The following is a 26,309-nucleotide window of genomic DNA, read 5'->3' as shown; positions in this document are numbered from 1 at the left end:
CTCGCTCAGCCAGCGGTGTCCAGGTGGCGGAGGCGGCCACGAGTGAGCTGGCTGGCCAGGTAGGCAGCCACCGCGATGGCGGTGATGGCCAGCACCCAACGAATGCCGATGACGCTGGCTATCCCTCCTTGCACCAGGATGCTGAGCGGAGCAGCCAGGCCGAAGAGCATCATCCACAAGCTCATCACCCGGCCCCGGTAGGTGTCTTCGCACAGGCTTTGGAGCGCGCTGGTGAGGGTGGGCATCGTGACCATGAAGGCCAGACCCACCCCGCCCATTGCCAACACGCCCATTGCGAAGGTGGGCACCACGGCCAACACCATGGTGAACACCGCCACCGCACTGATGCCGATGGTGGTGAGACGGCTGTAGAGCGTTCCTCGGTCGAACTGGAGCAGCAGCACCGCGCCGATGAGCGATCCAATACCGAATGCACCCAGCAGCACGCCGAAGCCAGCGGCATCCACGCCGAAGGCGTCGTCGGCGATCACGGGGGCGAGCCATTGCGTCGGGGAGATGGCGGCGGCCAGCATGAAGCTGGCCAGCATCACCACTCGGATACCCTCGACGCTTCTGGCGTATCGGAGTCCTGACAGGAAATCGGCAAGAAAGCTGTGGCTCGACGACGCCCCGGGCGGGGGCCGGGGCGGTAACAGGCTCAGCCCGACAACGAGCACGGTAAAGCTGGCCGCGTTGAACCAAAATGCCGCGGCTGGCCCCCAGAACTGGATGAGCCATCCGCCCAGCATGGGGCCCACCGCCCGGGAGATGTTCCACTGGGTGGAGTTCAAGAAGATGGCGTTGCGCATCGCTCCACTCGGCACCAGCTCCACGACGATGGCCTGCTGCACCGGTGCCCCCACCGACGCAGTGGCGCCTCCGCCGATGGAGAAGGCCACCAGCACCCAGAAAGTCTCGGCGTCGATCTGGACCACCCAGGCCAACGCCACTGCCACCACCATCTGGCCCACCACCGTGGCCAAGAACAGGCGGGTGCGGCTGTAGCGGTCGGCCAGCGATCCCCCGAACGGGCTCATCACCAACAGGGGAATCAATCCGGCGGTGGCTGCCACCGTCACCTTCCAGGGGTCGTCGGTGATGTCCTCCACCAACCAGCCGATGGCGGCCAGATACATCATCGACCCGATGTTGGACACCACGCTGGTGGTCCAGTAGAGCCGGTAGTCCCGATAGCCCAGCGCATGCACCGACCGTGGCACTCGCCGATCAGGACCCTCGATCACCTGCTCTTTCTACTCTCCTGCCTCCTGCCGGGCCGTCATCCGGCCGGTCTGCGGAAAATCAGGGGCCGGCTGCGGTGACCGTGTCGGTGTCGCGGCCGGAGCGGATGACCTGGCCGGGGCGGGCTTCGGTGAGGGCGCCGCCCCGCTGGGTCTCCACGCCGTTCACCAGCACGTGCTCGATGCCCTCGGCACCGCCGGTGAGCCGCCACCCCCCGCCGGGCATGTCCCAGGCAGTGGTAACCGGGGCCTTGGTGAGGCGGGCCGGGTCGAACACCACGATGTCGGCACACCAGCCCTCGGCCAGCCGCCCTCGGCCCCGTAGTCCGTAGTGGCGGGCCGGGCGGTCGGTCACCAGGTTCACCGCCTGCTCCAGACTGAGGAGTCCTCTATCCCGCACCGTGTCGCCCACCAGCGCGGAGGTACACCCCCAGGTCATCATCATGTCCAGATGGGCCCCGGCGTCGGAGCCGCCGGCCAGCACCCGGGGGTCGCCCAGCATCTCGGCTCGCTTCTTCCACGACTCGTCGTCGTCGCCCACCACCGGCGGCCCGAACCCGGTCATCAGGTCGTCTTCCAGGGAGATGTCGCACATCGCATCAAAGGGCTGCTGGTTGCGCTCCGCAGCCAGGTCGCCGATGGTGCGGCCCACCAGCGCCTCCAACGAAGGCGACGACACGTCTACCACCGTGGTCTCGGCCCACCGCACCCAGGTGCGGTGAGACGCCTGGGCCGCGCCGTCCACCAGCCGCTGGCGCACCTCGGGGCGGGACAGGGCTTGGGCCTTCGCCCCATGGTCCATGTGCATGATCTCGGCCCAGTCGGGCAGGGTGTCGTACAGCACTCCAGTGGCGAAGTTCAGCCGCATCTGCATGACGTCGGGCAGCATGAGACCCACCACCGTGGCGCCCTGCTGCCGGGCGTAGTCGGCGGACCCCAAACGGTTCTCCAGGTAGTCCTCCTCGCCGGGCCGCACGTTGAACAGGTTCCAGTTCATCGGACGATCAGCGGCCAGAACCATGGCGGTCATCAACTCGTACGCCTCTGGGGACCACAAGTAGTCGATGCTGGGAATGATCTCCAGAGTGGTGCCGGGGTAATCCCGGCAAACCCCGGCTAGGGCCACCATCTCGGCATCGGTGGCCGACCGAGACGGCACCGGGTCGCCGTGGTGGTCGTTGTGGGCTGAGGCCCTGGTAGAGGAGAAGCCCAGGCCCCCTTCGGCCAGGCTCTGGGCCAGCAGCAATTTCATGGCCTCGAGCTGCTCTTCGGAGGCCGCCTCGCCCACCGCGGCCGATCCCATCGCCAGGCGGCGCACCGTACTGTGGCCCACCAAGAACCCGGCGTTGACGCCCAGTCCGTTGCCCTCCAGGCGATCCAGCCACGACCCGAACGACGACCATCCGAAGTCCAGGCCGGCCTCCAACGACTCGGTGGGCATGCCCTCCACCCGGGCCAGCATCCGCATCACGTAGTCGGCCTCGCCGGACACCATCGGAGCGATGGTGAAGCCGCAGTTGCCCCCAATGGCGGTGGTGATTCCGTGCAGCGAAGACGGCGTGAGGTGAGGATCCCACAGCACCTGGGCGTCGTAGTGGGTATGCACGTCGATGAATCCCGGGGCCACCGCCAACCCGTCGGCGTCGATCACCTGGTTGGCAGGCTGGTCGGAACGGCCAATGGACACGATGCGCCCGCCTCGCACCCCGACATCTGCTACCCGACCCGGCGCTCCGGTGCCGTCCACCACCATTCCGCCCCGAATCAAGCAGTCCAACATCGTCATACCCCTGCGCTATCGTCGTTTTCCGGGCAACTGAGCCCAACCCCCCTACCGTACCCGAGACGTCCGACTGGAGTTCCTGATGTCGCCACGCCCCTTGAGGGACATCTTGTGAGGCGGCGAATCGGTGTCGTGGGGGCCGGCTGGACCGGAGCTGTTGCCGCTCGCCTGCTGACCGATGCGGGCTTTGCGGTGGAGGTTCTGGAAAAGACCAGCGTGGTGGGGGGGCATTCCCGGGCCGAGACCATGAACGGGGTGGTGTACGAGCCAAATGGGGCCCACATCTTCCACACCGACAATGAGGCGGTGAACGAGTTTGTGAACTCCCACGGGCTCACGCGGCCCTACGACCACAAGGTGCTCACCGAGGTATTCCTGTCGCCTGACGATGACGAGGGCCACTTGTTGTCCTGGCCTCCCCAGGTAGAGGAGCTCAAGGAGCTGCCAGTGTGGCCAACGGTGGAGCGGGAGCTGGACTCCCTGCCAACCCAGCCCACTGGCGACAACTTCGAGGACTTTGTGGTGTCGATGATGGGCCGCACCCTGTATGACCTGTTCATCCGGGACTACACCGCCAAGCAGTGGGGCCGCCCGGCCACCGAGCTGTCGGCCCGCTTCGCCCCCAAGCGGGTGGAGCTACGCCGCGACGGCCACCGGGGGCTGTTTCGGGACCGCTGGCAATACTTCCCGCCCAACGGGATCAACGAGGTGATCGAGTCGGTGCTGTCCACCGTGTCCGTCACGCTCGACAGCGAGATCACCGTGGACTACGCCGACCGTCTCGGCCAGGACTACGACGCGGTGATCATCACCGCCGCACTGGACGACTTCGCCCGCTGTCCTGGCGAGCTGGAATGGCGGGGCATCGAGATGCGCTCGCGCTTTGAACCGACAGACGACCCCGGGGGCGTGCTTACCCCCGCTTATGTCACCAATCGCCCGTCGACCCGAGTTCCCTACACCCGCACGGTGGAGACCAAGCACGCCACCGGGCAGCAGATCGGTGGCACCGTCGTCAGCGAGGAGATGCCCGGGGCGCCCCGGCGCCACTATCCGGTGCTGACCGCCGACGGCGCCAACGAGCGCCGCAACGCCGAGCTTGGCAAGAAGATCGCCGACCACTTCGACATCCCGGTGTACTTCGCTGGGCGGCTGGCCACCTACCGCTACATCAACCAGGACGAGGCCATCGCCGACGCCATGGCCGTGGCACACCGAGTGGCCGCCGAGCTGGGGGGATAGCCGGTCATGGCCGACGCGATGCCTAAGGGTTGGAGTTTCTGGATCGACCGGGGAGGCACGTTCACCGACGTCGTGGCCCGAACACCCGATGGCGACGTCACCACCGTCAAGCTGCTGTCGGAGAGCCCCCGATACCGCGACGCCGCCATCGAAGCCATCCGGACCCTGCTGGGGCTGAGCGCCGACGAGCCGATCCCGTCGGACCAAGTGGCCGAGGTGAAGATGGGCACCACCGTGGCCACCAATGCCCTGCTCGAGCGCCAGGGCGAGCCCACCGTGCTGGTCACAACCCGGGGCTTCGCCGACGCCCTCCGCATCGGCTACCAGACTCGGCCCGACCTCTTTGCCCTCGACATCGTGCTGCCCGACATGTTGTACAGCCAGGTAATAACGGTGGACGAACGAGTGCGGGCCGACGGCACCGCCGAGCGATCGCTAGATGAGGACGACGCCCGACAGCAGCTGGCCGCGGCCCACCGAGCTGGATTGCGGTCGGCGGCCATCGTGCTGGTACACGGCTATCGCTATCCCGATCACGAAGCCCGCCTGGCCGAGATCGCCGCCGAGGTGGGGTTTGAGCATGTCTCAGCCAGCTATCAGGTGAACCCGCTCATCCGCCTGGTGCCCCGGGGAGACACCACCGTGGCCGACGCCTATCTCACCCCGGTGCTGCGCCGTCACATCCAAACGGTGGAAGACCAGATCGACACGTCGCTCTTCTTCATGCAGTCCAACGGCGGGCTGGCCCACCCCGACCACTTCCGGGGCAAGGACGCACTGTTGTCCGGCCCGGCCGGCGGGGTGGTGGGCATGGCCCGCACCGGTGAGGCTGCCGGCCACCACCGCCTGATCGGGTTCGACATGGGCGGCACATCCACCGACGTATCCCACTACGACGGCCGCTTCGAGCGCACTACCGATGCCGTCGTTGCCGGGGTCAGGGTGCGAGCGCCGATGATCTTGATCCACACCGTGGCCGCCGGGGGCGGCTCGATCCTGTCGTTCGACGGAAGCCGATTCCGGGTGGGTCCCGACTCGGCCGGCGCCGAACCCGGCCCGGCCTGCTACGGCAACGGCGGTCCGCTCACCGTGACCGACGCCAATGTCGTTCTCGGCCGCTTGCACCCCGACCACTTTCCGGCAGTGTTCGGCCCTCGCGGCGACCAGCCACTCCATGCCGCCGCGGCCCGGACCGCCTTCGCCGAATTGGCTGCGGCCATCACCCAGGCCACCGGACAATCGTGGACCCCAGAGAGGGCTGCTGAGGGGTTCTTGGATGTGGCGGTGCAGAACATGGCCAATGCCATCAAGACCATCTCGGTGCAGCAGGGCCATGACGTGAGCGCTTACACCTTGGCCTGCTTCGGTGGCGCTGGCGGCCAGCACGCCTGTCGGGTGGCCGACGAACTGGGCATGTCCACCGTGTTGATCCACCCCCACGCCGGAGTGCTCTCGGCGCTTGGCATCGGCCTGGCCGACGTGCGCTCGGTAACCGAGCGAGCGGTGGGCCAAACCCTCAACGAGAAGCTGCTGGGCGCCATCGCCACCGACATCGGGGAGCTGGCCGCAGCGGCCTACACCGAGGTGGCCGCCGACCAGCCCCACTCCTACATTCACATTGAAGCCAGCTATTTCTTGCGATACGAGGGATCTGACACCGCACTTGAAGTGGCTGCCGACGACTACCGGCCGGTGGTGACAGCTTTCGAAAACCTCCACCAGACCCGCTTCGGATTCGCCTCCCCAGAGACGCCGATCGTGCTGGAGTCGATCCAAGTGGAAGCCATCGGCCGCAGCAGCCTGTCGGAGACCCTGGCCGAACAGCCCATCTACGGTTCATCGCCCGAACCCAGCCCCTTGGCCAACCACGAGGCCAGCTTCGAGGGACAGGCCCATGACATCTCCTTCTTCGACCGGGCCGAGCTGGGATCGGGGACAGCCGTAGACGGCCCCGCGGTCATCGTCGACCCCCACTCCACCACGGTGGTTGAACCGGGCTGGGCCGCGGCAGTGGCCCCAAGCGGCGAACTAGTGATGCGCCGCATAGCCCCCCGCACCGGTGCAGACGTGGGCACTCATGCCGACCCGGTAATGCTGGAAATTTTCAACAACCTCTTCATGAATGTGGCTGAGCAGATGGGGGTGGCCCTGGAGAACACCGCCGCCTCGGTGAACATCAAAGAGCGACTGGACTTCTCTTGTGCGGTGTTCGACCCCGACGGCGAGCTGATCGCCAACGCCCCCCACATGCCGGTCCACCTGGGCTCGATGGACATGGCGGTCAAGGCGATCATCGCCCGCCATCCCGAAATGGCGCCGGGCGACGCCTTCATCACCAACGCCCCCTACAACGGCGGTACCCACCTGCCCGACGTGACCGTGGTCATGCCGGTATTCGATGCCGACGGCGATGAGATCTTGTTCTTTACCGCGTCGCGCGGCCACCACGCCGACATCGGCGGCACAGTCCCCGGCTCAGCCCCCGCCGACGCCTCGCACATCTCCGAGGAGGGCGTGCTGTTCGATGGCGACGTTCTGGCCCGGGGCGGGCGGTTCCAGGAGACAGAGATCCGAGACTTGCTCACCGGCGCGGAGTGGCCGGCCCGCAATCCCGACGTCAACATCGCCGATATCAAAGCCCAGCTGGCCGCCTGCCAGAAGGGAGCCGTCTCCCTGGACGAGGTGATCGACTACTACAGCTTGGAGACGGTGCATGCCTACATGGACCATGTGAGGGCCAACGCCGCCGAGTCGGTCCGACGCCTGATCGATCGCCTGGAAGACGCCTCGTTTACCGTTGCGTTCGACGACGGCTCCCGAGTGTCGGTGGCATTGCGCATAGATCGCGGCCAACAGAGACTCACCGTCGATTTCACCGGAACCAGCGACCAGCACCCAGGGAACTTCAACGCCCCCCACCCGGTGTGTCGAGCCGCAGTGCTCTACGTGCTGCGCTGTCTGGTTGACGACAACATCCCACTCAACAGCGGTTGTCTGGAACCGGTTGAGTTGATCATGCCGTCGCCCAGCATGATCAGCCCCGTCGAGCCCGCCGCAGTGTTCGCCGGGAATGTGGAGACCTCTCAGCACATCGTGGACACCCTGTTCGGTGCAGTGGGCACGGTGGCCGCCTCTCAGGGGACGATGAACAACGTGGTGTGGGGCAACGAGCGACACCAGTACTACGAGACGGTGTGCGGGGGCGCGGGGGCCACCGTCCGGCGGGACGGCTGCGACGCAGTGCACACCGGGATGACCAACGCCCGTCTCACCGACCCCGAAGTGCTGGAGCAGCGCCATCCAGTGGTGGTGGAGGACTTCTCCATCCGACAGGGCAGCGGTGGCGCGGGCCGCCACCGGGGTGGCGACGGGGTGGTGCGCCGCACTCGATTCGAAGAGGCCATGAGCCTCAACGTGCTGTCCTCCCGGCGGGACGTTGCCCCCTACGGCATCGAGGGCGGCTCGCCCGGCGCCGTCGGGATCAACCGCATACTGAGGTCTGACGGCACCGTTGAAACCCATCCCGGCGTGTTTCGCACCGAGGTTGAGCCCGGAGACCGTTTCGAAGTGTCCACCCCCGGCGGCGGAGGCTACGGACCGCCCGAGGATCGCTGAGCGGCCAAGCGGATGCCTTCGACGATGCTGGTGTAGCCGGTACAGCGGCACAAGGTGCCGGACAGGAACTCCCGGATCTCAGCATCGCTTGGCTCCTCGGCATCGGCAGGTCGTTGGGCCAGCCACGCCACTGTGGACATGACGATGCCCGGCGTGCAGAAGCCGCACTGGAAGCTCATGGCATCGGCGAAGGCCTGTTGGATCGGCCCCAACACCGGGTTGCCCGGATCGGACGCATCAACCAACCCCTCGATGGTGGCCACCTCGCACCCACCTGCCTGCACCGCCAGCATCAGGCACGAACGCACCGCAGCGCCGTCCACCAGCACCGTGCAGGTGCCGCACACACCGTGCTCGCACCCCAGATGGGTGCCGGTCAGCCCGCATTGGCGGCGCAGGAAGTCGGCCAGAGTCGTGCGGGTCTCTGTTTCGGCGGCGTAATCCACCCCGTTGGCCTGGAGCTGAACGGTTCGTGTGGGGCTCATCGACGCTGACTACCAGGTGCTAACCGATGGACGTTCGCCTGGCAGACCGAATTCCGGGGCACCATCAGCTACCAGGTAATGCTCTGGCCCGCATTGGCCCGCAGGATCTGGCCGGTCACATAGCGGGAGGCATCGGAGGCCAAAAACCAGATGAGATTGGCCTGGTCAGAGGCATCGCACACTTCGCCCAGCGGGGATCGGTCCCGCATCAGCTTGAGGTAACTGTCCATCTCGGCGGGATCCACTTGGCCCTCGGCGTCCCGCAGATGCCCGCCCACGAAATTGGTGAGCGTGAAGCCGGGGGCGATGGTGTTGACCCGCACGCCGATGGGTCCGGCCTCCACCGCCAGCGACTGGGTGAGCATGGCCACCGCCGCCTTGGTGGCTGCGTAGACCGAAAGGCCTCCCACCGGAGTGTTGATGGCGGTGGCCGACACGTTGATGATCGAACCCGACCCTTGAGGGCCCATGACCCTCATGGCCGCCTGACAGCCGAAGAAAACCCCTTTGAAGTTGATGGCCAGAACCCGGTCGAGCTCGGCCTCGGTCACGTCCACCACGTCGCCATAGCTGCCCACCCCGGCCACGTTGGCCATCACATCCAGCCGGCCGAACTCGTCGGTCGCGGCGGCCAACAGTGCACTCACCTGATCCGACTGCGTGGTGTCGGTTACCCGGGATACCGCCCGTCCACCCCCGTCCACGATGCGGTCACGGGTGCGGTCAGCCCCGTCGCCGTCGATGTCGCCCAGCACCACCGCGGCCCCGGCGGCGGCCAGTGTCTCTGCCGCAGCTTCGCCGATCCCGCTGGCCGCCCCGGTGACGCATGCCACCCGCCCGCTCAGGTCGAACACTCCGAGCCCTTCCATATTCCCAGTCTGTCTTACCGCTATTCGGCTTGCCCCACCGCCGCGCCGGTGCGAGTCTTGGGCCATGGCGGTGGAGCTGGAATGGCTGGTGGACCAACCCACCCAATCCAACCCGGTAATGGTGGTGGCTTTGGAGGGTCTGTTCGACGCGGCCGACGCTGCCACCACCGCAGTGCGGCTGATGAAGGAGAGCGCGAACGGTGTCGAGCCGTTGGCCCGCATTGACTCCGAAGAGTTCTTCAACTTTCAGGATCGTCGCCCCGAGGTGCGACTAGACGACAACGGCCGGCGGGTCATCGACTGGCCGAACACCGAGGTGCATGCGGTGGAGCGTTACGGCGCCAAGCATCCCCTGGTGGTGGTGGACGGAGTGGAACCCCACCTGCGGTGGCGGACCTTCGCCGACTACCTGGTGGATGTGGCCACCGAGTGCCGGGCTGGGCTGGTAGTGACCCTGGGCGCCATGGTCGGCCTGGCCCCCCACACCCGTCCGCTGGGGGTGGTGGGCAGCTCCACCAACGCCGAACTGGCCCGCATGTTCGGCTTGGGCCGCCCCACGTATGAGGGCCCCACCGGACTGGTGGGCGCGCTCCACGACGGCTTGGACCGGGCTCAAATACCGGTCATCTCCCTGCGGGTGTCAGTGCCCCACTACGTGCCCGGACCGCCCAACCCCGAGGCCACCCGATCATTGCTCAAGCGGTTCGAGCTGATCACCGGCATCATCACCGACCATGCCGAGCTCGACGAGGCCGCCGCGGCCTGGCGGGAGCGAGTGGACTCTGCGGTCGCGGGGGACGACGACCTCAAGGACTACGTCGCCCAACTCGAACGGCAGATCGACGAGGCCGACGACCTCCTCCCCACCGGCGACGACCTCGCCACCCAATTCGAGGCTTTCCTCCGCGACCCCTGGAAGTAGACGCCGGCCAGAGCCAGCAGGGGCCAAGACCCAACGCACACTCAGCAGCAATCTATGAACGATGGAGCAAGCGCCCAACCCGTCAACACATCTGACCGCAGGGAAACCCCACGGGATTTCATTAGGTAGCCCAAAATCTATCGCCGCCCCATAACGCGAAAAAGCAGGGCCGCGAATAATCCAACAAATACGGCCATAATTGATCCGCCGAAACGGGGATCGTCGGGGTATCGCCGCCCCATAAAGCGATGAAACACATCTAACACTGCCAGAGCGGCGACAAAAATCAGCGGCTGCACAAGCCAGACCGGTAGCGGGAGGTGGTAGAGGGCCAGGAACATTCCCCCTCCAATGCCGACATTTGCGACAAGATTCGCGGCATCGGGCCCGTCCTTGACGAATCGGCCGTATCGGGGATCGTCGGGGTATCGCCGCCTCATGACGCGAAGAAACGCACCAAAGGCTGCAAACATGACGCTGAGCATTAGCAGGCCCCTAAGCCAGGTCGGTAGCGGGAGAAGGTCGAGGAGGGGTTGAACGCCAAAGATAACGCCTGCTCCAATGCCGATCCACGCGACAAGGGGAGATCGCCCGCGTGGCCGCTGGGGGTTGCGGGGCTTGGCAGTCTCCGGTGTCTGGGCTGAAACCATGCCGTCAGGGTAGCCGCTTGCTGTGAAGCGCTAACCACCAGCATGTCGGCGACGAAAAGCTGAACCCCCACCCCCACCGGCGACGACCTCGCCACCCAATTCGAAGCCTTCCTCCCGCGACCCCTGGAAGTAACGGCTTTTAGTATATTTCAATGCTTTACAAGTAGAACAGCGCCGAATCATATGATCCGACGCTGTTCCAAAGAGATCGATAGGATCTCCGTTGGTGGGGCTGGCATGGTGCAAGGACAGCCTCCAAAGCTCACTCCTTGGGGGTTCGAGTCCCCCCAACTCCACCGCCCACTATAGCGCGGCGATGCTATGTCGTCGCCGTTCCCGCCAGTACACGTCAGCTTCCCCACCTCGGCGCTGGCCCGCCACCAGATGCGCCAATCCGCGGGGCGGGTTGAACCTCCCCGGGTTTTATGCAGGCTGTGGGTGTCCCTGGGTTTCGCGTAGGGCTGATAGTGGATTCACGCTGCCGGTGATTGCTGATGTCGGGCTTCGAACTCGACTGGTGTGAGCATGCTAAGCGATGTGTGGCGTCGCTGGCGGTTGTGCCAGATCTCGAGATACTCGAAGATCGCGTTGGCCAGCTCGATGCGGGTGCGCCAGCGCTGCCGGTCGAGGAGCTCGACCGGCATGCGTGACCAGAACGACTCGATCATCGCGTTGTCGAAGCAATCCCCGATCGAGCCCATTGACGGAACCAGTCCTGAGTCGAGTGCTCTTTTGGTGAAGGCCCATGAGGTGAACTGCGTGCTGTGGTCGCTGTGGATCACGGTCTCGCCTTTGGTCGGCTGCCGGCGGTCTATCGCCATCCCCAGAGCGTTGGCGGCCAGCGCCGCGGTCGGCCTCGAGTCGATCGACCAGCCGACGACGCGGCGGCTGAACACGTCGAGCACGACGGCGCAGTAGACCTTGCCCTCCCGGGTGGGGTGCTCTGTGATGTCGGTCACCTGTAGCCGATCCGGATCGGAACGGGCGAAGTCGCGGTCGACGAGATCCGACGCCGTCGCCGCATGGGCGATCTTGCGGTATTTCGGGCGGCCTGACACGCCCCGCAGCCCGGCACGGCGCATCAGCGTCTCGACCGTCTGGCGGCACACGGCGATCCCTCGGCCGAGGGTCAACCCGGCGTGAACTCGCTTGGCCCCGTAGGTCTGCCGGGAGCCGGCACAGATCTGCCCAACCACCTCGCTCAACTGCGCATGCCTGACCGATCGCGCCGACGGCGGGCGCCTAAGCCAGCTGTAGTATCCAGACACCGACACCCCCAGCACCGAACACGCCCTCTCAATCGGGAATCCCTCCGCGGCCATCACTCGGATGGCCGCGAACCTTTTTTTGAGTCGCCATCGGCCTTCAGCAACTCCGTCGCCCGCCGACAGATCGCCAACTCCGTCTCAAGCTCTCGCACCCGCTTCCGCAGAGCCGCCAGCTCGGCCTTCTCAGCAGTTGTCAGCCCCGCCTCCACCCCGGCATCGATGCGCGCCTGCCGGCGCCACGCGTAGATCGACTGATCGCTGATCCCCAGCTCCGCAGCGACCTGCGCGACAGGCCGCCCCGCCTCCACCAGATCGACCACACGCTGCCGGAACTCCGCCGGATAACCCCTCGGCGCCATAGAACCTCCCCAGGACCATGACAGCAGAATCCAACAACAAACCTACGCAAAACCCGTGGACCACCAGCCCCTCCGGCCATACCAGGGCGGTTCACCCGGCGCTACCGGCTACCCTGCCTACATGACTGTTACTCACACTCCGAAAGCCCCGCGGTTCAAAGATTTGAACAACGCTCAACGCGCCTACCTCGTCTTCCATTACGGCTTGGTCTTGGTGTGCGTAGGCATCATTGCAACTTTCCCAAACAATGCTCCCTGGTCGCCGTTCGCGGATATGCACTTCGGCGTGAGATGTCTGATCCTCCTAGCACCAGCCGTCCTGCTTTGGTGCGCCTTCCGCTGGGTCGGTAAACGCGTGCTGCCGCGGTGATGGCATGACGCTTACTCACATCCTGCGCAAAGCTCGAAACTCGAAGGTCTGGTTGTCGTGGGTGGTCGGCGCTGCCGCTGGTCTTGTCTGGCTTCTCGCAAGCCTGACCGCTGGGGAAAAACCCCGCTGTGGGGGCCTAGGGCGCTAGCAACAAAAGTGGGAACCGGGAGCTAGTACGGCGCTCAGCGCGTCGGCGGCTCCGGGGCCGAGCACCCCCGAGCCCCGCGAGTAAAGAGGGAGCTATGGTCGGGGCATGACCTATAACAGCCCCCCACCACAGTGCCCCTATTCGCACCACAACCCCACCAAACAAGCCCCCATTTGTCCTATATCTAGCGCACAAGTGCCTCCCCGCAGTCTATATCTCCCATATTCTATATCCAGCCGCTGCGCTCATATCCCTAGGTCAGACGATGGCTGGCAAGCCAAAATACAGACCGCTGCTCTTTGAGCTCAAACCCTGTTATCCCGCCAATTCCAGCTAATAGCAGCGGCATCATTACCCCAAATAGGCAGCAGTACCAGACCAGTACAGGCTAAATCGTGAAAACTTCTGCGCCGTTATAGACGACCCGGGGCGACTGAGCACGCCAGACCGGGCCGCGGCGGCACCCCCGGTGCGGTCCCACCGCGGTCCAGCGGATCGGATGAGCGCCAATGCGGGAACTTTGGCCCGACCCCGAGCCCTGTCAGATGTGCGGTCGCCTCACCCGGCGCCCGGACAAGTCCGGTGTGTGCGCCCGGTGCGCTGACCCCGGCATCCTCACCGCCCCGCCCGCCAGCCGATCATGCTTGGGCTGCGGTACTGCGATCCCGGCCCGCTACAAGTGGTGTCCAAGGTGCAAGTCGATCCGGGCCAGGTCGCGGGCGCTGAAGCAGCGCATCAGCTGACCCTTCCAACCACTTGTGTATCAGCTCGAAGGTTACCGCCCCTTCTCGGTTAGGCCCCTTGCCGGGGGGTTTTGGGTTCCCTCCTGGGGGTGAGGCCCCGCCCAATTTTTCATCTCAACACCCCGAAAATCCGGCGTCATGCACGACGAAAATTGTTGCGAGCACAAATCCCACAGAAGCCGCGGGTTCCCTGACGAGCGCCACTGCACTCGTTAGGGAGACGGCTGCTGTGTGTGCCCGCAACGGCCACCACGTATCAGAGCCTCCAGGCTGGGGTTTGCTTGGGAGCCCTTGGGCCCGGTTGGATTCGGTCTCGGTGGAGTTGGGTGCGGGTGCTCTGAAGTTGTTGTCGGTTGCGGTCTCGCTGAGCGGGCCTCAGGGCCACCACAGCGGCCCGGCGGGCCTCGGCGGGTTTAGCGGCCTCAGGCCTTCCGGGGGTGCGGTTCTATCGGCAGCGCACCGGCTCGCTGTCGCCCACCTTTTTGTTTCCGGCGATCTTGGCTTGCATGCCGACTTGATACCAACCGGCGCTTGGCACGTCGAACGTCGTCGAGGTGCCCGCAACCGCGGTCTGGCGGCCGCGGTGGCCGCGGTTCTTCGCCTCGTTCGCCCAGATGTCGGGTTTGAGGGTTTCGGGGGTCTTGCTCCAAGAAACCGAGATGACCCAGCCCGACCCCGACGACTCGCACGAAACAGAATCGAACACCAAAGAAGGCTTCGGCTTCGCAGGGGTGGCAGTACCAGAAACCCAATCAGAGAACCCCTGGCCGTTGAACGCCGCCACCCGCACGTCATAGGCCGAACCCCCCACAAGCCCGCTGACCGTGTACGAAGTCGCCAAATCCGAACCATGCTCCAAATCCTCGAACTGATCCGCAGCCTCAGACTCAGCCCAAGTCTGACCAGACGACTTCTTCCACTGCACCCGATACCCAAAACCAGCCGCAGGAACCGTAGACGAAGCAGACCACGAAACCCCGACCTGCTCATCACCCACCTTCACCTTCAAACTCGAAACAGGCCCAGGAACCGAAGCTTTCTGCGCTGAACCAGTTCTGGTACCAGGAACTAATTCACAATAAGCCCCAATGGCAGCCGCTATTGCGACCGTTACAAATGCTGCTTTTATTGTCGCTGCTGCCGTCACAGCGGTTGTTATCGTGCCTATCGCTGATTGGGCGGCCGCATAAGTTTTAACAAAGCCCAGCACCGATACAGCCGTTGCTCCCGCATAGGTGCATAGCGTGCTGTGAATGAGGTTGTTAGCTTTTATAGCCGCATCTGCCGTAGCTTTGGCCGCTTGTTCTGCTGCCGAGAGCACATAGCCCGTTGCTATTTCAATGGCCCGTTTCCCGTTCTTGACGACATACTCAACGCCGCCATCAACGAACTTCGCTCCCTCTTTCAGATAATGCACAACGCCGTTGATGACGAACTTGAAGAAGCCTTCGGCCTCTACGAGCTTGTAACAGGCATAGTCTGCGTTGGCTGACTCCTGGTTCCATCTGGTGCCTGTAGGCCTCGCCGGAAGGTCTGCATAGCCGACACGAAGCCGGTTGGGAGTCTTGCTGTAGACAGCGTGGGCCAGCGTTTGCCCGTTCGGGCAGCTCCCGGCGCGGAGCTGCCAGCACTCATGCACCGGCCATGTGGGAGTGGCCCTGGTGCTAACCCAGAACTGGCCCGCAGGCGCAGCGCGCGGCGGCGTCCAGCCGTTAGTGCCAGTTCCGTACTCATACCCATTCGGGCACGTCACACCGGCAGGGGGCTCGGGCTTCGGGTCGGGCTTCGGATCGGGCTTCGGATCGGGGTCTTTGGGGCATCCAGAGCGCTCACGGGCGCAGGCCGGGTTCTCGTTGGTCACCGGCTCGGGGTCTTTGGGGCATCCAGAGCGTTCACGGGCGCAGGCCGGGTTCTCGCCGCCGTCGTTGTCGCCGCCGTCGTTGTCGCCGCCGTCGTTGTCGCCGCCGTCGTTGGGGTCTGGCTCTGTCGTGGGCTTGGGCGGGCAGGTCGCGTCGTGGTCGATGTGGCTCCCGTTGCACGGTTTGAGCGTCCAGTGGCAGGCCCCCGTTGGGCTGTGACGGTGGGATAGGAAGCTGCACGGCGGTGGAGCCGGCGCAGGGGTGGGCGTCGGATCGGGCGCAGGGTCGGGGGTTGGGGTTGGGGTTGTTACCCCTGGGCATGGTGTGGCCCCGCCGCAGGGCAGATTCGGGTTCGGCAGGTCAGGCACCGGCGGGCAGGAGCCTATTATCACCACAGAGCCGTTCCAGCAATGGGCGTGGCCCACCGTCTGGGTGACTGTCTCGCACAGCTCGCCAAACGGCGATTGAACGCATTTCTGGTAGGTGTTGGTGATGTCGTGGGCCTCGGCGACAGGCGTGCTGTCGGGCAGCGCGTACACAAGGCCGCTGGCCACCAGCAGCATCGACAAAAAGGCCAAAAGCAGTTTCCGGCTCGGGCGCTTGGCAAATGCGGTCATCTTGGCGGCCCCCTTCGGGCTAGATCGAGTTCTCCATATCTCCTGAGAGTTCGGATATTCGACAGATAAATGCCTTTATCCACCGCGTTGTAAACCGTCCGGATCTGGCGGGGATTGCTGGATCAGCAGGTGCCTGCGCTTGGTTCCATCTGGGGATTCACTGGACCAGAGAAGGCGGGCAAGGAACGGGTTCTTCTCAGACCGGGGGAGGACACCGCGGCCGTGCGCTCAGCACCGACCTCAAACCAGTCGGTGCTGACCCAGCGGCAGGGAGTCTGTTCTCCCGAAGACATAGCTGAACCATCTCTCGGGTTGTTTCGCCTGGTCACACTCGCTTCTGCGCATCGGGCAGCGGGGCTGTGCCAGCTCGCTTCAGGGGAGGGGTTGACAGGCGCGTTATGTCTGAGCTAACCAATAAAGGCATTTATCCGCCGCATAGAGCCACGCTTGACCCGGTGAGTTTTCTGGTATTCGGCTCGTGTTGGGTTGAAAGTATCGGCTAGGAAAACGGCGATGAAGCACCCCCCCCCCCCCAGCCACACAGATTCGCATAGCGCCGTAAAAAGCGGTGCCGCCCTTGCCTTTTGCTGCTTGGACGATCTGATAGCCCAGGCCGAAACCGCGGCGCTTTCCGCCAACACCCACAAGACCTATAGAACCGGATGGAACAGCTGGGCCCGCTGGGCAGCCGCAAACGGCCAAAAGATCGCGAAGGCCACCGTCAAGAACATCCAGCGCTGGCTGGCCGACCTCTACAGGCAGGGCAAGAAAATGGCCACCCTGCGCACCTACCTAGCCGCGGTGGCCTACAAACTCCGCAACCGGCCCGGCGCCAACCCGGCCCGCGACCACCGGGTACGGCTGATCATGGCCGGGCTGGCCCGAGATGCCGCTGAACGGGGCGTCACCACCCGCCAGGCCAGCCCCCTGCGCTGGGAGCACATACGACAAATCGCAGCCGCCCCGGTACCGAGACACAACCAGCCCGGCGGGAGGCTGGAAACCCACGCACAAGCCCGAAAGCGCGCCAACACCGACATCGCCATGGTCGCAGTCGCACACGACGCCGCCCTGAGATGCGCAGAGATGTTGGCCCTTACCTGGGGGGATTTTGAACGCCCCGAGGGCGAAGGGCTGGCCACCATATGGATCGGCCGCTCCAAAACCGACCAGACCGGCGAAGGCGCCGCCGTTCCCATATCCGAATACGCCGCGCAAGCCCTCGAACGCCTCAGGCCAGCAGGCTCCGATCCCGATGCCCGCATTTTCGCTTTCTCGCCCAGCACCGCCCGTCGGCGCATCCAAGCCGCAGCCCGAGACGCCGGCATCGACCCCGCCGGAATCTCCACCCACTCCCCGCGCGTGGGCATGGCCCAAGACCTCACCGCCTCAGGCATCAACATGAGCGGCCTCATGCTCGCCGGCCGATGGCACACCCCCCAGACCGCCGCCCACTACGCACGGCGCATCCAAGCCCAACACACCCCCGCCGCCCAATACCTTAAAACCAACAGCCCCTGATTCCCTGTTCCAGGGATTCCTCCCAGGCTCCGGGGATTAGGGCCTAGACGGCTGCGGGCCGGCTACGCCGCTGTCAGGCGGGCGACGGCTTCGTCGATGATGGTGGTGGCCAGTTTTTGGAGGGACTCGTCGTCGAGGGTGGAGACGGGGTGGGGGACGGTGACTGCGGGGTAGGTGGCCATGCCCACGGTGGGGGCGAAGGACTCAACCACCGGCTCAAACGGCTCGGTGATCAGCAGCATTGAGGGGATGCCTCGGGATTCCATGTGGACGGCGTCGTGCAGACTGCACGCCGTGCAGGCACCTCAATCGCCCAAGCCGGAGATGATGAGGTGAGAGCGGGCGGCCAGCATCTCGGCGTCGTCGGCGTCGATGGGCTTGCCGGCGGCCGACTTGGAGTGAACCACGATGTCGGCCACGGGGAGGCGGTCGCGCAGGCCCTCGGCCACGTAGGTGAGCAGCTCTTTGGCGTTGTTCTTGGCGTTGTCGATCACCCCGATGACTACCGGCTCGCTGGGAGTGAAGCGAGGGGCCATCGCCACCTCATCGATTTGGGCTTCTTCGTACACCGGAGACAGAACAGTTACTGACGACACACAAGCTCCTCTCTCATTCCAAGGGTAGCCCATCGCCGGGCGCGGCCACCTTGCGGGTGACGGCCTCCGAGTGCACAACCGGGGCCCAGTTGGGGATATAGGCCGACCAGCCCGCCCCCGGGCTGCCCGCGGTGACCAGGAAAATGTCCTCCGAGCCCCGCACCGTGTTGAGCTTGCCGTCGGGGTCAGGAGTCATGTCGTTCTGGGCGGTGAACTCCTGCAAGACGCCGCCAGCGTTCAAGTGCTCGGGGGTCACCCTGCTGTGCTCGGTCAAGAATTCCCGCACCATCTGCTTGGTCCATCCGGCCTCGGCCAGAATCTGGCGGTGCTCGTGGCCGATCACCAGCAGCACTTGGTGTTTCTTGGCCACTGCGTAGGTGGCCGGGTTGGTCATGGCGGCGGCGAAGGTCAACAAGATCCCCTCGGGATCGCCGTTTAGGTGGTTGGCCACTTGATGGAGGCTCTCGGAGGGGAACATGGTCACCGTGGTGTCGGCCTCGTCGTAGCCCAACTCCATCCGCAACGGCGGCCACCCCTCAGGCGGGGGCTCCTCGGCCACCAGCATGGTGTATTTGCCGGGATGGCCCAGCGACGACCCGTCAAGGGTGTCCGACCGGGCGCCCAGAACGTTCATGGCCACCAGCCGCAATGCCCGCCCCACCGTGGCGTTGGCCCGGTGGCCCGGCCCCAGGGCATTGCGTGAGGAGTTGAACCCCAGTTCAGCCACCAGCGGCCCGCTCACCACCGCGCACAGCGCAGCCCCGCCAGTGCTGGTCACCACGGTGTGGCACCCAAATTGGGGGTCGAACATCGCCGACAAGCCGGCCAAAACCACCGGGAAGTACTCGGGACGGCAACCGGCCATCACCGCGTTGACGGCCGCCTTCTCCGCGGTTACTTCCCGAGACCGCTCCGGCACGCGGCCCACAATGTCGCCCGCGGCCAAACCAGCGTGGTCGAGCATGGCCTGGACCCGTTCCGGGGTGGGCGGAACCACGGGCAGCCCATCGGTCCACCCCCGGTCGAAGAACTCCTCTTGCACGTCCCCCGCGTCGAGCATCAACTCCTGAGCCATGCCGAGACGCTAGTAGGGTCACCGGCCGTGACCGGAAGACTGACAGGCAAGAAGACCATCGTGACCGGGGCGGGCTCGGGCATCGGCAAGGCCGCGGCCCAGCTGTTTGCTGCCGAGGGAGCCCGGGTGATGTGCGCCGACATCAACAGCGACGCCGCGGCGGCCACCGCGGCCGACATCGGAGATGCGGCCATCAGCCTGCGGGTGGACGTAACCCAGCCCGACGACTGCCAGGCCATGACCGAACAGGCAGTGGCCGCTTTCGGCGGCCTCGACGCGGTGTACTCCAACGCCGGGGTGGACGGGCCGGGCCGGGCCGGCGATCTCAGCTTGGAGGAGTGGAATCGAGTGATCGGGGTGAACCTCACCGGAAAATGGCTGTCGGTCAAGTACGCCATCCCCCACCTCATCGAGGCCGGCGGCGGCTCGCTGGTGCTCCAGGCCAGCGTCGGCGGGGTGATCGGCGTGCCGGGCATCGCCGCATATGCCGCGGCCAAGGCCGGGGTGATCGGCCTCACCCGGCAGATGGCAGTGGACTACGGGCCTGACAAGATCCGGGTCAACGCCATCTGCCCGGGAACGGTGCCCACCCCCCTGGTGCGGGCCACCTACGAGAAGCGGGGCGGGTTCTCGGCCACCGCCGCCGTGTCGGCCGACGCCACTGTCGACGAGATGATCGAAGCCGCCGTGGTCCGCCACCCCATCGGCCGCCTCGGCACCACCACTGACATTGCCCAACTCGCCCTGCACTTGGCATCCGACGAGTCGTCGTGGACCACCGGCACCGCCATCGTGATCGACGGCGGCATGTCGGTGGCCTGACCAAACCCGAGGCTCAGCCGACCTCGGCGAAGAACTCCTGCCAGGTGTCGAGGCTCTCGGGGAGCTCCGACGGTCCCACCGTGCCGAAATAGCGCTTGCGGTCCGACTCCGACAGGCCGCCGTCCACCAGCGCGGCCATGTCCATGTAATAGATCATGGCCACCTTCCGCTCCACGAAGCGCCACTGCCCGTCTTCCACCCGGTACTCGTCGAAATAGCGCAAGCCGGTCATCAGCGTGCGCCCGTCGAGAGCCAGTTCGGCGTGGGCGTTGACCATGCCGGTGGCGCTGCCGGGCTGGTCGGGGTCGAACTCGATGACCTGGCTGTGGGGGTAGTGGTAGGTGGGCCCGAACGCGGCCATGCGCTCGGTGTAGAAGTCGATCACCGCCTGTCGGCCCTGGTTGGCCACCATGCCGTCGGCCAAGCCAAACCTTGCGTCAGAGGTGAACATGTTGGCCAGCCCCTCGACGTCCCGGTCGTCCACCGCCATGCCGTAGCGGGCCACAAGCTCCCGGATTTCCTCCCGAGCTTCCAGTTGGGCAATGCGCTCGGCCAAGCCCTCAGATGCGCCAGTCATACCGTTTCCTCTCCGTTCGCGAAGTTCTGCTGCCCCAGCCTGGTTTGCTGATACCAGCCAGCGAAAACTACCGTCGCTCTCCGTTGGCCAGCAACGCCCGGTCAACTTAGGGGGGCCATGCTTCTAGCCTTTGGCAACTTCACAGCCGATCCGAGTGTCAACCTTCAGCTCTTGATCGGCGGTTTGGCCCTCGGTGCCATCTACGCCGTGGTAGCCCTCGGCTTCGTGCTCGTATACAAGAGCACCGACGTCTTGAACCTGGCCCACGGGGAGTTCCTGATGCTCGGGGCCTACTTCGCGTTGACGTTCTTGATTTCCGAGAATCTCAATTTCTTCTTGGGCGTATTCGTGCTGCTGCTGGTCATGCTGGTTTTCGGCTTGCTGGTCCACTACGGGATCATGCGACGAATGGTGGGCCAGGGCTTTTTCGCCATTGTGCTGATAACCCTGGGCATCGCCACGATCATCCGCGCCCTCTTGCTGATCTTCTACGGCCCGACGGAGCGAGCCCGCCTCGACCTGTTGCCCCAGGGCAGCTTCGAAGTCGGCGGCGCCACCGTGAGGTATGTCGACTTGATCATTTTCGGTGTCGTGGCAGCGTGCGTGCTGCTGTTCTTCCTCTTCTTCAAGTACACCCGACTGGGCCTGCACATGCGGGCAGTGGCCGACGACATCGAGGCCGCCGCGGCCATGGGAATCGACCCCGACAAGGTGTACGCCATGACCTGGGCTGCGGCCATGGTCATGGCCGGCGTTGGGGGACTGCTGTTCGGCCACGTCACCGGCGCCATTGATCGCAGCATCGAGGCCATCGGACTGCGGGCCTTCCCCGCCGCGGTAGTCGGCGGGCTCACGTCGCTGGGAGGCTCCATTGTGGGCGGCCTGGTGGTAGGGGTGATCGAGCAGTTCGCCAACGGGCACTTGGGCACCAAGTGGCGTGAACCGGTGGCCTTCTCGGTGATGTTCGTGGTGCTGCTGGTGCGCCCGACCGGTCTGTGGGGCCGCAAGGATCTGGAGCGGGTATGAGCCGGGGATTGAATGGCGCATTCTTGCGGGGCGGACAATGACGGCTGTCGAGAACCCCGCTCCCCAGCAAGAGGATTCCCCGACTTACCGCCCGTCGCCCGTCCAGCGGCTACTCCCGTTCGCAATCGCCGCGGTAGTCCCATTCATCCTGGGCGCCACCACTGAGAATGTGAACTTCTGGTGGAAGGCGCTGATCACGGTGGTGGTCTTGGCCGTGGTGGCCCGAATGGCCTGGGTGTGGACCCCCAGAGGCGAGCTAACCCACCGAGAGGACATGCGGCTGTGGCGCACTCCCAGCGACCGGTCGTGGGCCGCGGTTACCACCTTCGGACTCCTGGTTCTGCCCTTCATTTTGGCCTCCGACTTCACCCCTCCCATGGACTTCCCCTGGGCCACATGGTTCGCGGTGGTCAACCTGGTGCTCATCTTCGCCATGGGTGCCGCGGCCTTCAACCTGCTGGTGGGCTACTCCGGCCAGATCAGCCTGGCCCACGTGGCGTTCTTGGCTTTGGGCAGCATCGTCGGCGGCATCGTCGGTGTGCAGTGGAGCGGCGGGAATATGTGGGTGGCCCTGCCCGCTGCGGCTTTGGCCGGAGCCGTCGTGGGCGCAATCTCCGGTCTGCCCGCCCTGCGGCTCAAGCACCTCTACCTTCTGCTGGCCACCTTCGGATTTCACTTCGTGATGATGCTGGTGTGGCGGGAATACCTCCAGGAGTACTTCGGCTTCGTCGGCATCCGCTTCAAGGGCGAGAACTCCCCGCGGATCGCCTCGTGGCTGCACTGGCTGCCCGGCATCGACCCTGACGACAACGGCGAGTTCATCATCACCGGTCAATTCCGGTGGTACTGGGTGCTCATGCCCATCACGGTGCTGTCGATTCTGTTCATGGTGAACGTGGTTCGGACCCGGGAGGGGCGGGCCTTCGCCGCGGTACGCGACCGAGATGTGTCCGCCTCGCTGCTGGGCATCAACGTGGCTCGATCCAAGCTTTTGGCCTTTGCCCTGTCTTCTGCGGTTGTGTCCATGTCTGGTGTGCTGGCCTCCTTCTACATCGGCTCTCGGGGAGAGGACAGCTTCAACGTCCAGACCGTTTTGAACTACGCCATCATCATCGTGGTCGGCGGCTTCTCCAGCATCCAGGGGGCCATCTTCGGCTCAGCGTTCTTCTGGTTCCTTCCCGAGTGGTTCAAGTGGGCCCGAGAGGAACTCTGGATCGTGAGGGATATCGACTTCCTCAGCGACTACCCCAGCGAGATCGACTTGGCCATCAAGGGGTTCTTGGTGGTGATCATCTTGATGTTCAAGCCCGATGGGCTGGCCGGGCTGTGGAAGGACGTCAAGGGCTGGATTGGCCGTTCTCTGGCGAGGAGAGGGCCATGAGCTCTGACGGACTCGACCTGCGGATCCAAGACCTCACCGTGGTGTATGGGGGCGTCACTGCGCTGGACAACGTGAACATAACCGTGCCCCCCGGCGGGTTCGTCACCGTCTTGGGGGCCAACGGCGCGGGCAAGACCACCTTGGTCCGGTCGATCACCAGCCTGCTCTATCTCCATAAGGGCCGAGTGCGCCAGGGGAACATCACGCTGGGGGGCGAGTCGATCCTGGGCAAGAAGAGTCCCGACATCGTGAAAGCCGGCGTGGCCCAAGTACCAGAGGGCCGCAAGCTGTTCCCCAACCTCACCGTGAAGGAAAACCTGCTGTGCGGGGCGGCCAGTCGCTCCGACGTCGACGCCATCGATGATTCCCTGGAACAGAACCTGGAGCTGTTCCCCCAGCTTCGGCCGCTGTTGAATCAGACCGCTGGTTTGCTTTCGGGCGGTGAGCAGCAGATGGTGGCGGTGGGACGGGCGCTGATGTCGGATCCAGCCCTCTTGATCTGCGACGAGCTGTCGCTGGGCCTGGCCCCAAAGATCGTGCATCGCCTGTTCGAACTGCTCACCGAGATCAACGAGAGGCGGGGCACGTCCATCCTGGTGATTGAGCAGAACGCCAGCTTGGCACTACAGCACGCCGCCGATGCCTATGTCCTCGAACTGGGCAGGGTGCTGATCGAGGGTTCCGCCGATGAGCTCCGGGGCAATCCCATGGTGCAGGAGCTGTATCTGGGCGGCGGCGGGGAGGCCCACACTTCTTACGCGGCTATCGAGCGGCCCAGTCGCAGGCCGGAATCCCATGGCCGACGACCACCGGTATCTGAGTCATGAGCGACGAGATCCTGAGTTTTGACAACCTCACCGTGCAGTTCGGTGGCGTGCGGGCCTGCGACGCCATCGACGGCCACGTCAAGCGAGGCTCCCTGTTCGCCTTGATCGGGCCCAATGGAGCAGGCAAGACCACGCTGGTCAACGCCATCTCCGGCGTCTACAAGCCGCTGCCCGGCGCCCAGGTGCAATTCCATCCCGCGGGCAAGCCCTCTGAGGATCTGCTGTCCTACCGCCCCTTCCAGATCGCCCGGCTGGGGGTGGCCCGGACGTTCCAGAACCTAGGTCTGTTCATGGGCGAGAACGTGCTCACCAACCTGCTCCTGGGCCGCTACATCCACGAGCACACCCGGCTCATCGAGGGCGGCCTGTTCACCCGACGAGCAGTGAAGCGGGAACTGGCCGCCCGCCAGGCTATTGAACGAGTGGTGGACTTGCTGGACCTGGGCGCTTTTAAACGAGAGCCGGTGGGTGATTTGCCCTACGGCGTGCAGAAGAGGGTCGAATTCGGCCGAGTGCTGGCCATGGAGCCCGAGCTGCTGATGCTGGATGAGCCCATGGCCGGCATGAGTGTGGACGAGAAGCAGGACATGATCCGCTACATCTACGCCGCCCAAGACGAGCTTGATATGACGGTGTTCCTCATCGAGCACGACATGAGCGTGGTGATGTCGATCGCCGACCATGTGATGGTTTTGGACTTCGGCCAGAAGATTGCAGAGGGGACGCCAGCGGAGATGCAGCAAGACGAGCGGGTGATCGCCGCCTACCTCGGAACCGAGATGGCCGAGAACTGAGTTCGCCACACATTTGGCCCCTGACGCCCGTTGTCAATTAGGGTTCCGCGCAGGACTTCCAATTGTTGGATTGTCAACTATTGGATTGCCAACAAAAAACACTGACCACCACAACTCTCGAGGGAAGAGGGGAACCCATGACTCGACGCTGGCTGAAGCTTGTTGCAGCCCTGTTTGCGTTCGCACTGATCGCAGCAGCCTGTGGCAACGATGATGACGACGGTGGTGCTGCACCAGCACCAGCGCCTGCGGAAGAGGAAGCACCCGCTCCGGCACCGACCGAGGCGCCCACTGAGGCGCCCGCTCCAGCGGAAGAAGAGCCCATGGAGATGACGGTGCCCGACAACCCGGACAACGGGGTTACCTCCGACTCGATCAAGGTCGGCTGGATGGGAGACCTGACCGGTCCGACCGCCTCGTCGCAGTCGTTCAACAGCCACGGCATCGAGGCCTATTTCGAGTGCGTTAACGAGAGTGGCGGCGTCCTGGGAAGGATGATCGACTATCTGCCCGAGGACGACCAGTTCAACGCCGACAACGCCGCGATCAACTTCACCAAGCTCACCGAAGACGACAAGGTGATCGCCCTGCTCGGCTTGGGCGGCTCGCACATCAGCACCCAGCTCCAGCCCGACGTCGAGGCCCTGAACCTGCCGGTGATCGGCCCACCCCAGACCATTGACATCCAGCTCGAGGGTGACCAGTACTTCAACAATCTGGCCCACTACGGCGACCAGGCCGACCTCGCCGCCGGCCACATTGCTGCCACCGTCGGCGGCATCGAGAACGCCGTGGTCATGGGCATCAGCCTTGAGGTGCCCTCCGGCACCGAGTTTGCCGCCTACGTCGAGCAGTCGGTACTCAAGGGTGGCGGCACCTACGTCAACACCCTGTACGTGGCGCCTGGTGCCACTGAGGTCACCGCCCAGATGGTGGAACTGCAAGAAGGCATCGATAACCAGGGCGTGAACTACGTGACCCTCCACGGCTCGCCGGGCGCTGGCCTGGTGGTCATGCAGGGCATGGCCGACGTGGGTATAACCGATGTCCCCATCATCGGCATCCACGGCATCGCGGCCAACTCGATCTGGACCGAGGGGCCGGAGTCGGTCAGCGACCAGACCTTCGGCATCCACTCCTTCATGACCGCCAACAACAACATCGCAGCCTCGGCTGAGATGGAGCGGTGTGCAACGCTGGCCGGCTACGACGGCGAGCACCTGAACCTGAACTTCTCCCACGGCTTCCTCAACGGCTACGTGTTCCACCAGGCCGTAGAGCGGGCTGCGGAGACCGGCGAATTGAGCCGCGAGAGCCTGACCGAGGCTCTGAAGGGCACATTCGACACCATGGGCATCACCTGCCCGATCGACTGGAGCGCCAGCAACCACAGCCAGTGCGGCGCGGCGTTCTCGCTCGATACCGCCTCCGGCGGCATGGTGCCAGCCAATCCGTTCAGCTTCTACGCCGACAGCTTCGACGGCGAGTACGGCATCGAGATCGGCTAGCCGAATCGACT

Annotated in this window: 22 protein-coding genes; 11 read left to right on the top strand and 11 right to left on the bottom strand. The window is 64.9% G+C overall.

Annotation, left to right across the window (positions count from 1 at the left end; genetic code table 11):
* Positions 1 to 5 precede the first annotated feature (5 nt).
* Positions 6 to 1,220 (bottom strand): MFS transporter, encoded by a 1,215-nt coding sequence (locus ACOQPI_RS06080; protein WP_420618794.1) that lies wholly within the window; start codon positions 1,218 to 1,220, stop codon positions 6 to 8.
* Positions 1,221 to 1,302: 82 nt separating this feature from the next.
* The gene (locus ACOQPI_RS06075; RefSeq protein ID WP_420618793.1) at positions 1,303 to 3,027 is read right to left on the bottom strand and encodes an N-acyl-D-amino-acid deacylase family protein; all 1,725 of its coding nucleotides are present in this window, start codon (positions 3,025 to 3,027) and stop codon (positions 1,303 to 1,305) included.
* A 108-nt stretch (positions 3,028 to 3,135) separates the two neighbouring features.
* Here ACOQPI_RS06075 and ACOQPI_RS06070 point away from each other — a divergent pair, with 108 nt between their 5' ends.
* Positions 3,136 to 4,266 carry a UDP-galactopyranose mutase gene (locus ACOQPI_RS06070; protein ID WP_420618792.1) on the top strand — a complete coding sequence of 377 codons (1,131 nt, stop codon included), beginning with the start codon at positions 3,136 to 3,138 and terminating at the stop codon, positions 4,264 to 4,266.
* A gap of 6 nt (positions 4,267 to 4,272) precedes the next feature.
* Entirely contained in the window at positions 4,273 to 7,881 is a 3,609-nt protein-coding gene (locus tag ACOQPI_RS06065; RefSeq protein ID WP_420618791.1) for a hydantoinase B/oxoprolinase family protein, read from the top strand.
* On the opposite strand, the gene ACOQPI_RS06060 is transcribed toward ACOQPI_RS06065, so the two are convergent.
* Both ACOQPI_RS06060 and ACOQPI_RS06055 read right to left on the bottom strand, forming a co-directional pair.
* On the bottom strand, positions 7,857 to 8,366 hold the full coding sequence (locus ACOQPI_RS06060; RefSeq protein WP_420618790.1) for a (2Fe-2S)-binding protein: 510 nt from the start codon (positions 8,364 to 8,366) through the stop codon (positions 7,857 to 7,859). The genes ACOQPI_RS06065 and ACOQPI_RS06060 overlap by 25 nt on opposite strands.
* Before the next feature lie 68 nt (positions 8,367 to 8,434).
* Complete coding sequence (locus ACOQPI_RS06055; RefSeq protein WP_420618788.1) at positions 8,435 to 9,235, bottom strand: SDR family NAD(P)-dependent oxidoreductase; 801 nt, start codon at positions 9,233 to 9,235, stop codon at positions 8,435 to 8,437.
* Positions 9,236 to 9,299: 64 nt separating this feature from the next.
* On the opposite strand from ACOQPI_RS06055, the gene ACOQPI_RS06050 reads away from it, so the two are divergent.
* Positions 9,300 to 10,157 (top strand): PAC2 family protein, encoded by an 858-nt coding sequence (locus tag ACOQPI_RS06050; RefSeq protein ID WP_420618787.1) that lies wholly within the window; start codon positions 9,300 to 9,302, stop codon positions 10,155 to 10,157.
* A 137-nt stretch (positions 10,158 to 10,294) separates the two neighbouring features.
* Here the strand turns inward: ACOQPI_RS06050 and ACOQPI_RS06045 are convergent, their stop codons facing one another.
* The 3 genes from ACOQPI_RS06045 to ACOQPI_RS06035 all read right to left on the bottom strand — a co-directional run bounded on the left by ACOQPI_RS06045 (position 10,295) and on the right by ACOQPI_RS06035 (position 12,434).
* The gene (locus tag ACOQPI_RS06045; RefSeq protein ID WP_420618786.1) at positions 10,295 to 10,642 is read right to left on the bottom strand and encodes a hypothetical protein; all 348 of its coding nucleotides are present in this window, start codon (positions 10,640 to 10,642) and stop codon (positions 10,295 to 10,297) included.
* 638 nt (positions 10,643 to 11,280) lie between these two features.
* Positions 11,281 to 12,129, bottom strand: a complete 849-nt coding sequence (locus ACOQPI_RS06040) for an IS3 family transposase (protein ID WP_420618785.1) — start codon at positions 12,127 to 12,129, stop codon at positions 11,281 to 11,283.
* Entirely contained in the window at positions 12,129 to 12,434 is a 306-nt protein-coding gene (locus ACOQPI_RS06035; protein WP_420618784.1) for a transposase, read from the bottom strand. The genes ACOQPI_RS06040 and ACOQPI_RS06035 overlap by 1 nt, the downstream gene beginning before the upstream one ends.
* Before the next feature lie 1,027 nt (positions 12,435 to 13,461).
* Here ACOQPI_RS06035 and ACOQPI_RS06030 point away from each other — a divergent pair.
* Entirely contained in the window at positions 13,462 to 13,695 is a 234-nt protein-coding gene (locus ACOQPI_RS06030) for a hypothetical protein (protein ID WP_420618783.1), read from the top strand.
* Between the two features lie 445 nt (positions 13,696 to 14,140).
* Here ACOQPI_RS06030 and ACOQPI_RS06025 read toward each other — a convergent pair whose 3' ends face one another.
* Complete coding sequence (locus tag ACOQPI_RS06025) at positions 14,141 to 16,171, bottom strand: fibronectin type III domain-containing protein (RefSeq protein ID WP_420618782.1); 2,031 nt, start codon at positions 16,169 to 16,171, stop codon at positions 14,141 to 14,143.
* Between the two features lie 591 nt (positions 16,172 to 16,762).
* Here ACOQPI_RS06025 and ACOQPI_RS06020 point away from each other — a divergent pair.
* Complete coding sequence (locus ACOQPI_RS06020; RefSeq protein ID WP_420618781.1) at positions 16,763 to 17,692, top strand: tyrosine-type recombinase/integrase; 930 nt, start codon at positions 16,763 to 16,765, stop codon at positions 17,690 to 17,692.
* 62 nt (positions 17,693 to 17,754) lie between these two features.
* Here the strand turns inward: ACOQPI_RS06020 and ACOQPI_RS06015 are convergent, their stop codons facing one another.
* Together ACOQPI_RS06015 and ACOQPI_RS06010 are read right to left on the bottom strand one after the other, a co-directional pair.
* Entirely contained in the window at positions 17,755 to 18,261 is a 507-nt protein-coding gene (locus tag ACOQPI_RS06015; protein WP_420620994.1) for a UGSC family (seleno)protein, read from the bottom strand.
* Between the two features lie 40 nt (positions 18,262 to 18,301).
* The gene (locus tag ACOQPI_RS06010; RefSeq protein WP_420618780.1) at positions 18,302 to 19,363 is read right to left on the bottom strand and encodes a hypothetical protein; all 1,062 of its coding nucleotides are present in this window, start codon (positions 19,361 to 19,363) and stop codon (positions 18,302 to 18,304) included.
* Between the two features lie 27 nt (positions 19,364 to 19,390).
* Here ACOQPI_RS06010 and ACOQPI_RS06005 point away from each other — a divergent pair, with 27 nt between their 5' ends.
* Positions 19,391 to 20,185, top strand: a complete 795-nt coding sequence (locus ACOQPI_RS06005) for an SDR family NAD(P)-dependent oxidoreductase (protein ID WP_420618779.1) — start codon at positions 19,391 to 19,393, stop codon at positions 20,183 to 20,185.
* A gap of 13 nt (positions 20,186 to 20,198) precedes the next feature.
* On the opposite strand, the gene ACOQPI_RS06000 is transcribed toward ACOQPI_RS06005, so the two are convergent.
* Complete coding sequence (locus ACOQPI_RS06000; RefSeq protein WP_420618778.1) at positions 20,199 to 20,762, bottom strand: nuclear transport factor 2 family protein; 564 nt, start codon at positions 20,760 to 20,762, stop codon at positions 20,199 to 20,201.
* A 117-nt stretch (positions 20,763 to 20,879) separates the two neighbouring features.
* On the opposite strand from ACOQPI_RS06000, the gene ACOQPI_RS05995 reads away from it, so the two are divergent.
* The 5 genes from ACOQPI_RS05995 (at position 20,880) to ACOQPI_RS05975 (ending at position 26,298) form a co-directional block, all read left to right on the top strand.
* Complete coding sequence (locus tag ACOQPI_RS05995) at positions 20,880 to 21,788, top strand: branched-chain amino acid ABC transporter permease (RefSeq protein ID WP_420618777.1); 909 nt, start codon at positions 20,880 to 20,882, stop codon at positions 21,786 to 21,788.
* 37 nt (positions 21,789 to 21,825) lie between these two features.
* On the top strand, positions 21,826 to 23,169 hold the full coding sequence (locus ACOQPI_RS05990; protein ID WP_420618776.1) for a branched-chain amino acid ABC transporter permease: 1,344 nt from the start codon (positions 21,826 to 21,828) through the stop codon (positions 23,167 to 23,169).
* Positions 23,166 to 23,996 (top strand): ABC transporter ATP-binding protein, encoded by an 831-nt coding sequence (locus ACOQPI_RS05985; RefSeq protein ID WP_420618775.1) that lies wholly within the window; start codon positions 23,166 to 23,168, stop codon positions 23,994 to 23,996. The genes ACOQPI_RS05990 and ACOQPI_RS05985 overlap by 4 nt, the downstream gene beginning before the upstream one ends.
* The gene (locus ACOQPI_RS05980) at positions 23,993 to 24,790 is read left to right on the top strand and encodes an ABC transporter ATP-binding protein (RefSeq protein ID WP_420618774.1); all 798 of its coding nucleotides are present in this window, start codon (positions 23,993 to 23,995) and stop codon (positions 24,788 to 24,790) included. Before ACOQPI_RS05985 ends, ACOQPI_RS05980 begins: the two co-directional genes overlap by 4 nt.
* 137 nt (positions 24,791 to 24,927) lie before the next feature.
* A complete protein-coding gene (locus ACOQPI_RS05975) occupies positions 24,928 to 26,298 on the top strand; it encodes an ABC transporter substrate-binding protein (protein WP_420618773.1) in 1,371 nt (456 codons plus the stop codon).
* The last annotated feature ends 11 nt before the right edge of the window (positions 26,299 to 26,309 follow it).

It is taken from the genome of Candidatus Poriferisocius sp., from assembly GCF_965219815.1.
Taxonomy (GTDB): Bacteria; Actinomycetota; Acidimicrobiia; order Acidimicrobiales; family Bin134; genus Poriferisocius.
Note: the sequence above shows the minus strand (reverse complement) of the source record. Positions and strands in the feature narration are given on the sequence as shown.